14 protein-coding genes are annotated in these 12,910 nt (G+C 32.7%); 9 read left to right on the top strand and 5 right to left on the bottom strand.

Features of this window, described 5'->3' with window-relative positions:
* Window positions 1-3 precede the first annotated feature (3 nt).
* Window positions 4-1,032 (top strand): AI-2E family transporter, encoded by a 1,029-nt coding sequence (locus tag ACFFGL_RS13290; RefSeq protein WP_309730165.1) that lies wholly within the window; start codon window positions 4-6, stop codon window positions 1,030-1,032.
* Window positions 1,016-1,447, top strand: coding sequence for a YkvA family protein (locus ACFFGL_RS13295; RefSeq protein WP_309730168.1), 432 nt, complete (start codon window positions 1,016-1,018; stop codon window positions 1,445-1,447). Before ACFFGL_RS13290 ends, ACFFGL_RS13295 begins: the two co-directional genes overlap by 17 nt.
* Before the next feature lie 66 nt (window positions 1,448-1,513).
* Here ACFFGL_RS13295 and ACFFGL_RS13300 read toward each other — a convergent pair whose 3' ends face one another.
* Together ACFFGL_RS13300 and ffh are read right to left on the bottom strand one after the other, a co-directional pair.
* The gene (locus tag ACFFGL_RS13300; protein ID WP_309730171.1) at window positions 1,514-2,401 is read right to left on the bottom strand and encodes a bifunctional 5,10-methylenetetrahydrofolate dehydrogenase/5,10-methenyltetrahydrofolate cyclohydrolase; all 888 of its coding nucleotides are present in this window, start codon (window positions 2,399-2,401) and stop codon (window positions 1,514-1,516) included.
* A 53-nt stretch (window positions 2,402-2,454) separates the two neighbouring features.
* Window positions 2,455-3,783: a signal recognition particle protein gene (gene ffh, locus ACFFGL_RS13305; protein ID WP_309730174.1), complete on the bottom strand. Its 1,329-nt coding sequence runs from the start codon at window positions 3,781-3,783 to the stop codon at window positions 2,455-2,457.
* 245 nt (window positions 3,784-4,028) lie between these two features.
* Here ffh and ACFFGL_RS13310 point away from each other — a divergent pair, with 245 nt between their 5' ends.
* Window positions 4,029-4,892 carry a sigma-70 family RNA polymerase sigma factor gene (locus tag ACFFGL_RS13310; RefSeq protein WP_309730177.1) on the top strand — a complete coding sequence of 288 codons (864 nt, stop codon included), beginning with the start codon at window positions 4,029-4,031 and terminating at the stop codon, window positions 4,890-4,892.
* Window positions 4,893-4,996: 104 nt separating this feature from the next.
* On the opposite strand, the gene ACFFGL_RS13315 is transcribed toward ACFFGL_RS13310, so the two are convergent.
* On the bottom strand, window positions 4,997-6,001 hold the full coding sequence (locus ACFFGL_RS13315; protein ID WP_309730181.1) for a lipoate--protein ligase: 1,005 nt from the start codon (window positions 5,999-6,001) through the stop codon (window positions 4,997-4,999).
* 131 nt (window positions 6,002-6,132) lie between these two features.
* Between ACFFGL_RS13315 and ACFFGL_RS13320 the strand changes: the two genes are divergently transcribed.
* Genes ACFFGL_RS13320 through ACFFGL_RS13330 form a run of 3 tightly spaced genes read left to right on the top strand, consistent with a single transcriptional unit; the run spans window position 6,133 to window position 8,212 of the window.
* Complete coding sequence (locus ACFFGL_RS13320) at window positions 6,133-6,540, top strand: BLUF domain-containing protein (protein WP_309730184.1); 408 nt, start codon at window positions 6,133-6,135, stop codon at window positions 6,538-6,540.
* Window positions 6,541-6,585: 45 nt separating this feature from the next.
* On the top strand, window positions 6,586-7,245 hold the full coding sequence (gene rpe / locus ACFFGL_RS13325; protein WP_309730187.1) for a ribulose-phosphate 3-epimerase: 660 nt from the start codon (window positions 6,586-6,588) through the stop codon (window positions 7,243-7,245).
* The gene (locus ACFFGL_RS13330) at window positions 7,232-8,212 is read left to right on the top strand and encodes a YpdA family putative bacillithiol disulfide reductase (protein WP_309730190.1); all 981 of its coding nucleotides are present in this window, start codon (window positions 7,232-7,234) and stop codon (window positions 8,210-8,212) included. Before rpe ends, ACFFGL_RS13330 begins: the two co-directional genes overlap by 14 nt.
* Before the next feature lie 40 nt (window positions 8,213-8,252).
* Here ACFFGL_RS13330 and ACFFGL_RS13335 read toward each other — a convergent pair whose 3' ends face one another.
* Window positions 8,253-8,774, bottom strand: a complete 522-nt coding sequence (locus tag ACFFGL_RS13335) for a hypothetical protein (protein ID WP_309730193.1) — start codon at window positions 8,772-8,774, stop codon at window positions 8,253-8,255.
* A gap of 204 nt (window positions 8,775-8,978) precedes the next feature.
* Here ACFFGL_RS13335 and ACFFGL_RS13340 point away from each other — a divergent pair, with 204 nt between their 5' ends.
* Complete coding sequence (locus tag ACFFGL_RS13340; protein ID WP_309730195.1) at window positions 8,979-9,713, top strand: NYN domain-containing protein; 735 nt, start codon at window positions 8,979-8,981, stop codon at window positions 9,711-9,713.
* Here ACFFGL_RS13340 and ACFFGL_RS13345 read toward each other — a convergent pair.
* Window positions 9,710-10,534 (bottom strand): zinc-dependent peptidase, encoded by an 825-nt coding sequence (locus ACFFGL_RS13345; RefSeq protein WP_309730198.1) that lies wholly within the window; start codon window positions 10,532-10,534, stop codon window positions 9,710-9,712. The two genes, ACFFGL_RS13340 and ACFFGL_RS13345, sit on opposite strands and share 4 nt — an antisense overlap.
* A gap of 97 nt (window positions 10,535-10,631) precedes the next feature.
* On the opposite strand from ACFFGL_RS13345, the gene ACFFGL_RS13350 reads away from it, so the two are divergent.
* Together ACFFGL_RS13350 and alr are read left to right on the top strand one after the other, a co-directional pair.
* Window positions 10,632-11,756, top strand: coding sequence for an amidohydrolase (locus tag ACFFGL_RS13350; RefSeq protein WP_309730201.1), 1,125 nt, complete (start codon window positions 10,632-10,634; stop codon window positions 11,754-11,756).
* A complete protein-coding gene (gene alr, locus ACFFGL_RS13355) occupies window positions 11,753-12,901 on the top strand; it encodes an alanine racemase (protein ID WP_309730204.1) in 1,149 nt (382 codons plus the stop codon). The genes ACFFGL_RS13350 and alr overlap by 4 nt, the downstream gene beginning before the upstream one ends.
* Window positions 12,902-12,910 lie beyond the last annotated feature (9 nt).

Here is a 12,910-nt window from a genome sequence, read left to right on the forward strand (position 1 = left end):
TTTATGAGAAGAATTCCACCTTCGTTAGTAAGACAACTTTTTATATTGTTGTTAATTCTATTATTTGGTGTTTTAATTTTTAAGGAGATGACACCTTACCTAACCGGGGTTTTAGGAGCGGTAACGTTTTACGTACTTTTTAAAAACTGGATGGTTAAATTGTTAAATCGAGGTTGGAATCAAGATTTAGCGGCTAGTGTTCTCATGGCAATTTCATTTATAGGAATTTTAGTTCCCATTACCGGAATTGTGCTTTTATTGAGTTCTAAAATCGGAAAAGCAGTTAATAATTCTGAACGTGTAGTAAAAGCTATAAAAACCCAAATAAATGATTTAGAACATTCATTCGGGTATGAAATTAGCGGTCAAATTGATACAGGACAAATTACAAATTGGGTTTCTGATAATTTAAAAAATTTAGCTGGAGGAACTTTTGATGCTTTTATTGCTATAGGAATTATGTATTTCATGTTGTATTACATGTTAACCAACCGAAGACAATTGCGAGAATCGCTAGAAGAATATATTCCTTTAAATCATGATAATTTATTTTTAATAGGAAAAGAAAGCCGCTCGATGGTAAAAGCAAACGCTGTCGGAATTCCATTAGTCGCATTATGTCAAGGAATAATTGCGCTTATCGGGTTTTTAATTTTTGGAGTTCCAGATCCGTTTTTCTGGTTTGTGATTACCACAATTGGTTCTATGATTCCATTTATAGGAACCGCTTTAGGAATTATTCCGGTAACAATCTTGCTATTTGCACAAGGTCACAACTGGAATGCTATAGCAATTTTAATTTACGGAACAGTGGTTGTAGGTTCTACCGATAATATTATTAGATTGTATGTTTTAAAAAGATTAAGTAATGTTCATCCTTTAATAACTTTATTCGGGGTCGTGGTTGGCGTTCCTCTTTTTGGTTTTATAGGATTAATTTTTGGACCATTACTAATTTCCTTATTTTTATTAATCGTAAAAATTTATAAAAAAGAATACGGAAAGGAAGTGCAAGATGAAGAAAAACTTTAAAGAGAAATTTATGCTATTCAACAAGAAAAATAAAAAAATAGATGAAGATTATGTTCGCGAAGAAGCGAGCAAAACTTCACAAGAAGACTTAGATCAGGTAATTGGTCACGAAGAAGAAATTGAAGATAAAATTCAGCATTCAGGAATGTTGGAAAAATATGCCGAACTCGGAAAACTGATGTTAAGCATGTTGAAAGATTACAAAAGAGGAATTTATAAAAACGTGCCTTGGTTTACTATCGCATCTATTGTTTTTGCCTTATTATATGTAATTAATCCGCTTGATTTAATTCCGGATTTTATTCCCGGTTTAGGTTATATAGACGATTTAAGCGTTTTAAGTATAGGAATGCGCTTTATAGAAACCGATCTTCATAATTATTTAGATTGGAAACTCGAAGAAGCAGATGAATAATTAATAAAAAAGGAAAGCGAAATGCTTTCCTTTTTTTATGCTTTTATTTTACTGAATAAAAATAAATCACTTCATTCTTTTTTGGTGGCGTTCTCTCGCTAATAATGTATTTTTAAGCAACATAGAAATTGTCATTGGTCCTACTCCACCGGGAACCGGAGTTAAATAAGACGCTTTTTTCTTTACGTTATCAAAATCTACATCACCAGTAATTACATAACCTTTTTCAGTAGAATCATCGGGAACTCGAGTAATTCCTACATCAATAACTACCGCATCATCTTTTATCATTTCAGCTTTTAAGAAATGAGGGATTCCTACTGCAATAATTATAATATCGGCTTGAGAAGTTATTTGTGTAATATTTTTGGTGTATTTGTGGGTCAACGTAACAGTAGAATTTCCAGGAAAACCACTTCTTCCCATTAAAATACTCATTGGTCTTCCTACAATATGACTTCTACCAATTACAACAGTATGCTTTCCTTTTGTAGGAATATCATAACGTTCTAGTAATTCTAAAATTCCAAACGGCGTTGCCGGAATAAATGAAGTCATATCTAATGACATTTTTCCAAAATTTGTAGGATGAAAACCATCTACATCTTTATCGGGATCGATTGCCATTAAAATTTTTTGCGTATCGATTTGTGGTGGTAACGGAAGCTGAACAATAAATCCGTCGATAGACTCATCGTTATTTAACTGTTCAATTTTATCGAGCAGTTCTAACTCGCTACTAGTAGCCGACATTCTAATAAGTGTAGATTCAAAACCTACGCGTTTACAAGCTTTTACTTTGCTATTCACGTAAGTCATACTTGCACCGTCATTTCCTACGATAATTGCAGCAAGATGAGGAACTTTTTCTCCTCTCGCTTGCATTTTTTTTACTTCTTCAGCAATTTCATCTTTAATGTCGTTGCTAACTTTTTTTCCGTCTAATATTGTCATTGTATAAATTTTAAAGGGTTAAAACTTTTACGCTTTAACCCTCTTGCAATCATTTATTTCATTCCTTTCATCATTTGCATCATTTTCTTTCCCCCGCCACCTTGCATCATCTTCATCATTTTGCCCATTTGGTCAAATTGTTTTAGCAATTGATTTACTTCGGTTACTGAAGTTCCTGAACCTTTTCCGATTCTTTTTTTACGACTCGCGTTAATCACTGATGGTTTTTGGCGTTCTTCCGGCGTCATGGAGTGAATAATGGCTTCAATATGTTTAAAGGCATCATCATCAATATCCATATTTTTCAGCATTTTTCCAGCACCAGGAATCATTCCCATTAAATCTTTCATATTTCCCATCTTCTTCACTTGCTGAATTTGATTTAGGAAATCATCAAAACCGAACTGATTTTTCGCAATTTTCTTCTGAAGTTTTCTGGCTTCTTCTTCATCGTATTGTTCTTGCGCTCTTTCAACTAAAGAGACAACATCTCCCATTCCAAGAATACGATCTGCCATACGAGATGGATAGAAAACATCAATAGCTTCCATTTTTTCTCCCGTACCAATAAATTTAATTGGTTTATTTACAACCGATTTAATTGAAATTGCAGCACCACCGCGCGTATCACCATCTAATTTTGTAAGAATAACACCGTCGAAATTTAAAACATCGTTAAATGCTTTTGCCGTATTTACCGCATCTTGACCCGTCATAGAATCCACCACGAATAAAGTTTCCTCCGGTTTTATAGCGGTATGAATATTTGAGATTTCGGTCATCATCGCTTCATCTACAGCTAAACGACCGGCGGTATCAATAATCACCACATTAAAACCATTTTCTTTTGCATACGAAATGGCTTTTTCTGAAATATCTACCGGATTCTTATTTTCTTTATCTGAAAAAACTTTCACTCCAATTTGATCACCAACTACATGTAACTGATCTATCGCTGCAGGACGGTAAACATCACAAGCGACTAAAAGTGGTTTTTTGGTTTTCTTATTTTTTAAGTAATTGGCTAATTTTCCCGAAAAAGTAGTTTTACCACTACCTTGTAAACCGGACATTAAAATAACACTAGGATTTCCTGAAAGGTTTATTCCTTCAGCATCGCCGCCCATTAATTCAGTAAGCTCGTCTTTTACAAGCTTCACCATCATTTGGCCGGGTTTCAAGCTTTTTAAAACATCTTGTCCTAAGGCTTTTTTCTTAACCGTATTGGTAAAATCTTTTGCAATTTTATAGTTAACATCGGCATCTACTAAGGCTCTTCTTACTTCCTTTAGTGTTTCAGCAACATTTACTTCGGTTATTTGCCCGTGTCCTTTTAAGACATGAAAGGCTTTATCTAGCTTATCACTTAAATTATCAAACATAGTCTTTCGTCTGTTTTTTGAGAATTGCAAAGTTAACAATTTGATTGCTAACATTAAAAAGTTAATGATGCAAAAAAATGATTTTAAAACTGAATATTTTTACTAAAAAATTAAATTTTAAAATACTGAATTACAAACAATTAAAACTTTATCTAGTTAAATTCTATAATGTGTGTAACATTTTTTTGCATTCTTACGTATAATAACATATAACTCTTTTATCATTAAATTTCAGGAGAAACTCAATGAGACAACTTAAAATTACGAAGCAGGTAACCAATCGTGAAACTGCTTCGCTGGACAAGTATTTGCAAGAAATCGGAAAAGTAGATTTAATTACAGCCGATGAAGAAGTAGAATTAGCCCAGCGAATTAAAGCCGGCGACAACCGCGCTTTAGAAAAATTAACCAAAGCCAATTTACGTTTTGTGGTTTCGGTAGCAAAACAGTATCAAAACCAAGGATTAACGCTTCCCGATTTAATTAACGAAGGAAATTTAGGTTTAATTAAAGCTGCAAAACGTTTTGATGAAACACGCGGATTTAAATTTATTTCTTACGCGGTTTGGTGGATTAGACAATCAATTTTACAGGCTTTAGCTGAACAATCTAGAATTGTACGTTTGCCGTTAAACAAAATTGGTTCGATTAACAAAATAAACAAAACTTTTGCTTTTCTTGAGCAATCTCACGAGCGTCCACCGAGTGCTGAAGAAATTGCGAAAGAATTAGATATGACGGTAAATGACGTAAAGGAATCCATGAAAAATTCTGGGCGTCACGTATCGATGGATGCCCCTTTAATTGAAGGTGAAGATTCTAATTTATATGATGTTTTACGTTCTGGAGAATCACCAAATCCCGATAAAGATTTATTACACGATTCTTTAAAAACTGAAATTGAACGCGCTTTAGAAACGCTTACTTTAAGAGAAGCTGATGTTATTCGACTTTATTTTGGTTTAGCAGACCAACACCCGATGACGCTGGAAGAAATTGGAGAAACCTTTGATTTAACAAGAGAACGTGTGCGCCAAATTAAGGAAAAAGCAATTCGCAGATTAAAACACACTACAAGAAGCAAAATTTTAAAAACCTATTTAGGGTAATTTTATTAGATTTGCAGCAACAGTCCCGTGAAATATTTTACGGAATATAACTGTTCGTTTTTTGATTGATGAAAAAACCCCGGAGTGATGACCGGGGTTTTTATTTATAGTTCATCTGCTCCAAATATCAGGTTTACAAATTCTTCTTTTGAAATGTCTCCGAAATAGAGTTTCATTTCAAATTCTTGTAAAGCTTCTTTAATTGAAGCTAAATCGTACCGAATTCCTTGTAGTTTTTCTTCGATGTTTGAAACGGGGTCTTTTCCGAAGAAATCTCCATAAATTTTCAGGTTTTCTATGTGTCCTTTTTCTACAAAAATGCGAACATCAATTTCTCCAATTGGAAAACGCTTGGTTCGATGGATATTAAATTTTGGTGATTTTCCGTAATTCCAATCCCATTGACTGTATTTTTCGTCTTTTAATTGGTGAACGCCTTTCCATTCTTCAGGTGTTAATTTATAAGTTTCAAAATTTGGACGATCTTCATATAAACCTTTTAAAATTTGTTTTCTGAATTCTTCAACTTTTAATTTTTCAGATAAAAATTCATTAATATTCGCCACACGACTTCTCACAGATTTGTGTCCTTTCGATTCAATTTTGCTCATTTTTACGTTTAACGCGTTGCTTACTTCACTTAAATCGCTATCCAGCAATAAAGTTCCGTGGCTAAACATCCGTTTAACGCTAGAAAATTGCGCATTACCGGATATTTTTTTATCGTTAGCAACAATATCATTTCTTCCTTTCAATTCTGCCGGAACGCCCATTTTATTTAAAACTTTAATAACCGGCTCTGTAAATTTTCTAAAATTATTCAAGCTTTTAACATCGTAATCAGTTATAAAACTGAAGTTTAGGTTTCCAAAATCATGATAAACAGCTCCGCCACCGGAAATCCGACGAACTACATGAATATTTTTTTCTTCAACATATTTGTGATTAATTTCTTCTAAAGTATTTTGATTTCTTCCTATAATTATAGAAGGCTCATTTACGTAGAAAAGCAGGTAATCATTGCCATGATCAAAATTTCGTAAGATATATTCTTCTAAAGCTAAATTTAGAAAAGGATTTGTAACTCCTTCATTTTCAATAAAAATCATAATTTATAGTTGCAATTTAATTCTAAAGTACAAAAATTACGATTAGCATGATAAAGAAATGTTATTTCTAATAAAACCGTTATTGAAATTTGTTTTTTTCCCTACATTTAAAACAACAAAACACCCTAAATATGCATAAAGCGATTTGTTATGTAAGTACTGTTTCTCCCGGTTTATCTCAAGATGAAATAGAGCAAATTTTATTGTTAAGTCAACTTAAAAATAATAACGCTCACATTAATGGACTTCTTTTATTTTCTAACGGTAGTTTTCTTCAGATTATAGAAGGAGAAAGCTCGATTATCGATAATTTATGGAAAAATATAAATTATGATAGAAGACATTTTAATTTAATTAAAATTTTTGAACAAGATGTAGTTCAAGAAAATTTTGAAGATTACCACTCTGATTTTGTTTCGATAAACACACGTTACAGTCCCGTAAAATTTCAAGAATATTTAAATCATATTCAAATGCTCGATTTTTCTTCACAAACTGCCATTAAAAATATTCTTAATTCGTTTGTGAAATTAAATTAGTTTATTCTTACTACTTTTGTAGTTCTTTGCAAACACTTACAACGAATGAGTAAACTTATAGCCCCTTCTATTTTAGCCGCAGATTTTGCTAATCTTCAGCGCGATATTGAAATGGTAAACGAAAGCGAAGCAGATTGGTTTCATATTGATATTATGGACGGCGTTTTTGTACCAAATATTTCTTTTGGAATGCCGGTTTTAAAAGCCATAAATAAATACGCCGGAAAAATTATTGATGTACATTTAATGATTGTAGATCCAGATCGCTACATCGATACTTTTGCTGAATTAGGTGCCGATATTTTAACCGTACATTACGAAGCTTGTCCACATTTACATAGAACTTTACAAGCCATAAAAGCCGCGGGAATGCGCACGGGAGTTGCTTTAAACCCGCATACAAACGTGAGTTTATTGGAAGATGTAATTACCGATATCGATTTGGTTTGTATGATGAGTGTAAATCCCGGTTTTGGCGGACAAAGTTTTATTGAAAATACCTATAAAAAAGTAAAACAATTAAAAGAAATAATTGCTGATAATAACGCTTCAACCCAAATTGAAATTGATGGCGGTGTAACTGACCAAAATGCTAAACAATTAGTTGAAGCCGGAGCAGATGTTTTAGTAGCCGGAAGTTTTGTTTTTAAGTCTACAAACCCTTCTGAAACCATTAAAGATTTACGTTCCATTGCAAACTCCTAAAAAAACTGAAGTCGATGTTTTAATTATTGGCGGCGGTCCTATTGGTATTGCGAGCGCTTTACAGGCTAAAGCAAAAAATCTATCGTATGTTGTAATCGAAAAAGGTCCGTTGGTAAATTCGCTTTACCACTACCCGACCAATATGACTTTTTTTTCGACTTCAGACAAACTGGAAATTGGTGGAATTCCTTTTATTAGCAACAACCCAAAACCTACTAAATCTGAAGCCTTAGAATATTACCGCAGAATTGCGACTTCCAATAATTTAAAAATTAATTTATTTGAAAAAGTTGAAAAGGTTGAAAAAACTCAAAACGATTTTCAAGTAAAATCTTCTAAGCAAACGTATTCAGCTAAAAATGTAGTGGTAGCTACCGGTTTTTATGATATTCCAAATTACATGAATGTTCCGGGAGAAGATCTTCCGAAGGTTTATCATTATTATAACGACCCGCATTATTTTGCTTGTCAGAATGTTGTTGTAGTTGGCGCGAGTAATTCTTCCGTAGATGCGGCGTTAGAAATTTATAGAAAAGGCGGAAATGTTACGATGATCGTTAGAGGAAAAACAATTGGTGAACGTGTAAAATATTGGGTGAAACCAGATATTGAAAATAGAATTGCAGAAGGAAATATTCAAGCTTTTTTCAATACTAAAATCACTAAAATCACCGAAAACGAAGTTGAAATTATCGATGAAAACGGAAATAAATCTATACTTCAAAACGATTTTGTGCTAGCCTTAACCGGTTATCGCCCAAACTTTGAGTTTCTCGAAAAAATGGGAGTTCAACTATCTTCCGACGGAAGAAAAATTCCGCAGTATAACGATGAAACCATGGAAACCAATATTGAAGGAATTTATTTAGCCGGCGTAATTTGTGGCGGAACCGAAACGCACAAATGGTTTATTGAAAATTCTAGAATTCACGCGCATTTAATAATGGACGCCATTTCTAAAAAATAAAACCTCTATGTTTTACAACATAGAGGTTTTATTTTAATATTTACAAACTACTATCGAGCAATAACTCATCTCTTGATTTGATGTATTTGTCATAAATTTCATCATAATTTGTCAATAAATTCAACAAGCAATATTCATTTTTTAATTCACTATGCAAAACAAAATCATTTGTATCCCTTATGTAACCGGTTTCACATTCTTCACTTTCTGACACATCTTCAGAATCAGTTGTATTACATGGTTCACCCACTTGAACGTTTTGATTTGCAAGTAAATAAGTAGTCTCACCATCGCTTCCATATACTCTTACATTGACTGTATAACAACCATGATCTCCTTTTACCAAATCACTTTCTACCCTTAGTGAAAAATCTCTTACTGGAGCCCCTATATTTGGGGTGTTTGATTTTCCAAAGAATTTTAGTCTATCTTCTTTAGAAGTGAACTGACTATTTTCATTAGATTCGACTTCGTTAAGCTGATCTATATTTCCTTCTTTACTACAAGAAAATAAAGCTAAACAAAAAATAAAAACACTAAAGATTTTAAAAAAATTTTTCATAATTATTAGTATTGTTAAGCAATATTAATTCAATATTAATAATAACAATAACAATAACAATATCCAAATAATTACAACCTTTTTTTAATATTTTACATATATCAAAGAGATGAGTTGTTAATATTTTAAAAATATAGGAGTTTTTATTTAAAAAAAAATCTCCACAGGCAGACAAAACCGTATTTTTACAAAAAACAAGCTTACATGGAAACAAATCTTGCAGTATTAATTGATGGTGATAATATTCCCTCAGCTAACGTAAAAGAAATGATGGAAGAAATTGCCAAATACGGAAATCCTACGATTAAACGTATTTACGGCGATTGGACAAAACCTCATCTTGCCAAATGGAAAAACGTATTGTTAGAAAATGCCATAAATCCAATTCAGCAATACGGTTATACGCAAGGAAAAAACGCTACAGATTCTGCCATGATTATCGATGCGATGGATATTTTATACGCCGATAAAGTTGATGGTTTTTGCCTGGTTTCCAGCGATAGCGATTTTACACGTTTGGCAACGCGATTACGAGAAGCCAGCAAAAAAGTAATCGGGATTGGCGAAAAGAAAACACCCGAACCCTTTATTGTAGCGTGTGATAAATTTATTTACATCGAAATTCTGAAACAAAAAGAAGCCGATAATAATGGTAAAGAAAAATCTTCTAAGAAAAGTGATGTCGATAAAATCACCCCAAAAGTTATTAAACTAATTTCGAGCACAATTTCTGATGTTGCCGATGAAGACGGTTGGGCATTTTTAGGCGACGTTGGCGGTTTATTACAGAAAAAACAACCTAATTTCGATTCGCGGAATTATGGATTTCAAAAATTAACGCCCATGATTAGCTCGATAGATAAATTTGAAATTGAATCAAGAGAAAATCAAAAAGGGAAGTTTAAACTTATCTACGTTAGAAATAAAGAAAAAAATTAATACCCTATAAAATTATAATTCAGCATTTCCCTAATTTTGAAATAAAAAGCAGGGAATTTTTCTTTAAAAATAGTTGGGGATTCTATAAAATATTCCACTAAAACCGCTAAAAATTCTACTCGATTTGTAAACGCGTAAGCTCGAAAATAATCTGCTTTCAATAAATTTTCTCGTATAGTTTCATCGGCAAGCAATCGAATAATTTCTTTACTCGTATCGGTAAAAATTACCGCGCTAATATCTCCTTTTTTATAACTGTTTATTTGAATAAGATGAATAAATTCATGAATTCCTAAATTCAAATTATCGTTATGAATATTATAGCCTTGCTGAAAATCTTTCCAAGAGAAAACCAGCGCGCGCATATACGGGTTATATTCACCTTTATGGTATTTTTTTGTTACTGTTGAAAGATAAATATCAGGATAAATTAATACAATTTCTAACATCGGGAGTTTGTAATTCCGCATTCCAAAAGTTAGCATAATTGCAGTAGCCGCAACCCAAAGTTTCATTTCTTCGGTAATAATAATTCCGTCTCTTCCTTGAAATTCTTTATCGGCAATAAAAGAAATTATTCGGTGCTCAAAAACCTTCTTTTTTTTCTGCGGAAGACGTTTATAAAAAGGAAAATTATGATTGAGAAATTGCTTATCAAGCGAAGAAAGTTCTCGCGGTTTTCGCCATAAAAAATGTACAAAAGCTGGTTTTTTAAATATAAAAAGGTATAAATAATCTAATAAAATTACGGAGCGAGAAAATATAATAATCAGGAGCGAACCTATAAAAACAAGTACAAAAATTATAGATAAAATTTTCATAGAAAAACTTAAAGCCTCAATATACTTCAAAAAAAATTAACCCGAGATTAACACCTTGTTGCTTTTAATTTCGTGTAAAAAAATTAACTTGAACCGTATGCATTTTAAAGAAATTAGACATTATTTACATCAACATCCCGAACTTTCGGGAGAAGAAAAGAACACGAGTTCTTACCTTTTAAATCAATTAAAAAAAATTGAAAATTGCACCGTTCATCAAGGTTTTTCTGAACATTCTCTACTAGCAGAATTAAATTTTAAAAAACCGGGAAAAACCATATTATTTCGAGCAGAATTAGACTCGTTACCCATTGCTGAAAAAAACGAGTTCTCTTACGCTTCTAAAGCCGAAAATATTTCACATAAATGTGGCCACGATGGTCATATGACAATGTTACTATTTCTTGCTAAAAAATTAGAACAAGAACCTATTTCTTCAGGAAAAGTATTATTACTTTTTCAATCTTCAGAAGAAACAGGCGAAGGCGCGCAACGCATTTTAGCATCAAAAAAATTAGAAGAGTTTTCTATTGATTTTGCGTTTTCTTTACACAATGTTCCCGGCTATAAAAAAAGTTCTATTATTACCAAAGCTGGCAGTTTTACTCCTTCAGTAGAAAGTGTAGATATTCAACTTACCGGAAAAACGAGCCACGCGGGAATGCCCGAAAAAGGAATAAATCCAGCATTGGCAGTTTCAGAAATAATTCAATATTTAAACGAAATCGATTGTAAAAAAACAACCGATAAAAATTATTTTCTCGCTACACCAATTCAAGTAAAAATGGGAAAACCGGCTTACGGAACTTCCGCTGGCGAAGCGCTTATCAGTTATACGTTTAGAACTTGGAAACACGATAATTTTATCACAAAAAAAGAAGCGTTAATCGGTGCGATTAATACCATATCAAAAAAACACGAACTTTATATTCAATGGAATTGGAAAGAATCATTTCAGGCAAATTATAATGCTGAAGAAGCTTTTAACATGATTAAAGAAGCCGCAAAAGAAATTCAATTAAATTTTATTGAAAAAGAAATGCCGTTTTCGTGGGGAGAAGATTTTGGTAGTTTTACCCAAAAATACAAAGGCGCGATGTTCGGTTTAGGAGCCGGAGAAAATTGTCCGGAATTGCATAATCCCGATTATGATTTTCCTGATGAAATTGCCGAAAATGGCGTTAATTTATTTTATTCATTAGCCAAAAAAGCTTTATCATGATAATTAACCATAGTTCTATAATTGAATTAAACCGAGAAGCCTTAGCCAATAATTTAAAATTTATTCGAAGTCTTATTAAAGAAAAAACGCAACTTTCCAGCGTTATTAAAGGAAATGCTTACGGCCACGGAATTAAACAAATGGTTCCTGAATTAGAGCGTTTGGGCGTAAATCATTTTTCAGTTTTTAGTTCTTTTGAAGCGAAAATCGCCTACCAATATACCGAGAAAAATTCTACCATAATGATTATGGGAGATATTACGGTAGAAGATAAAAAATGGGTCGTGAGAAATGAAATTGAATTTTTTGTGTACAACATCAAAACTTTTCAGTCGCTCTTAGCAGAAGCCAAAAAACTGAATAAAAAGTTGAACATTCACGTAGAATTAGAAACAGGAATGAATAGACATGGGTTTGATGAAGAAGAATTAAACCATTTATTTAAATTACTTCACGAAAATAAAAATCACTTCAACTTAAAAGGAATTTGCACGCATTTTGCCGGCGCAGAAAGCAGTACAAATTATAAACGAATTCAAGAGCAACACCAGCGTTTTTCAAAAAGTGTAGAGCGATTTTCTAAAGAAGGTTTTAAAGCCGAAAAATTACATACTTCTTGCAGCGCAGGAATTATGGCTTATCCTGAATTTAATTACGATATGGTAAGAATCGGGATCATTACTTACGGTTTATGGCCGAGTAAAGAAATACAATTAATGTACAACGTTCAGAAAAAAACCGAACTCGATTTACAAAGTGTTTTAAGTTGGCGTTCTAGCATTATTGATATAAAAAATGTAAAAGCGGGAGAATTTGTAGGCTACGGAACTTCTTTTCTTGCTGAAACCGATATGAAAATTGCCAGTGTCCCTGTAGGTTATGGTTATGGCTTTAGCAGAAGCTTAAGCAATACTGGTCGTGTTTTGGTAAAAGGAAAACGTTTAAGCGTTGTAGGAACGGTAAACATGAACATGTTTTTAATTGAAGTAACTAACGTAAATGTTGAAGTTGGCGACACCGTGACTATTATCGGAAAAGACGGCAAACAAACCATTAATGTTTCTTACTTCGGAAACTTAAGTGAACAATTAAATTACGAATTGCTTACGCGATTAGATAAAAGTATTCCGCGCGTGGTAATTTAAATTTTATTT

It is taken from the genome of Mesonia maritima (genome assembly GCF_042433895.1).
In the GTDB taxonomy this organism is placed as follows: Bacteria; Bacteroidota; Bacteroidia; order Flavobacteriales; family Flavobacteriaceae; genus Mesonia; species Mesonia maritima.

What these genes read in the sequence shown, in the direction of transcription:
- ACFFGL_RS13290 (WP_309730165.1), top strand. Translation starts at nt 4, where the DNA reads ATGAGAAGAATTCCACCTTCGTTAGTAAGACAACTTTTTATATTGTTG.
- ACFFGL_RS13295 (WP_309730168.1), top strand. Translation starts at nt 1,016, where the DNA reads ATGAAGAAAAACTTTAAAGAGAAATTTATGCTATTCAACAAGAAAAAT.
- ACFFGL_RS13300 (WP_309730171.1), bottom strand. Translation starts at nt 2,401, where the DNA reads ATGACAATATTAGACGGAAAAAAAGTTAGCAACGACATTAAAGATGAA.
- ffh (WP_309730174.1), bottom strand. Translation starts at nt 3,783, where the DNA reads ATGTTTGATAATTTAAGTGATAAGCTAGATAAAGCCTTTCATGTCTTA.
- ACFFGL_RS13310 (WP_309730177.1), top strand. Translation starts at nt 4,029, where the DNA reads ATGAGACAACTTAAAATTACGAAGCAGGTAACCAATCGTGAAACTGCT.
- ACFFGL_RS13315 (WP_309730181.1), bottom strand. Translation starts at nt 6,001, where the DNA reads ATGATTTTTATTGAAAATGAAGGAGTTACAAATCCTTTTCTAAATTTA.
- ACFFGL_RS13320 (WP_309730184.1), top strand. Translation starts at nt 6,133, where the DNA reads ATGCATAAAGCGATTTGTTATGTAAGTACTGTTTCTCCCGGTTTATCT.
- rpe (WP_309730187.1), top strand. Translation starts at nt 6,586, where the DNA reads ATGAGTAAACTTATAGCCCCTTCTATTTTAGCCGCAGATTTTGCTAAT.
- ACFFGL_RS13335 (WP_309730193.1), bottom strand. Translation starts at nt 8,774, where the DNA reads ATGAAAAATTTTTTTAAAATCTTTAGTGTTTTTATTTTTTGTTTAGCT.
- ACFFGL_RS13340 (WP_309730195.1), top strand. Translation starts at nt 8,979, where the DNA reads ATGGAAACAAATCTTGCAGTATTAATTGATGGTGATAATATTCCCTCA.
- ACFFGL_RS13345 (WP_309730198.1), bottom strand. Translation starts at nt 10,534, where the DNA reads ATGAAAATTTTATCTATAATTTTTGTACTTGTTTTTATAGGTTCGCTC.
- ACFFGL_RS13350 (WP_309730201.1), top strand. Translation starts at nt 10,632, where the DNA reads ATGCATTTTAAAGAAATTAGACATTATTTACATCAACATCCCGAACTT.
- alr (WP_309730204.1), top strand. Translation starts at nt 11,753, where the DNA reads ATGATAATTAACCATAGTTCTATAATTGAATTAAACCGAGAAGCCTTA.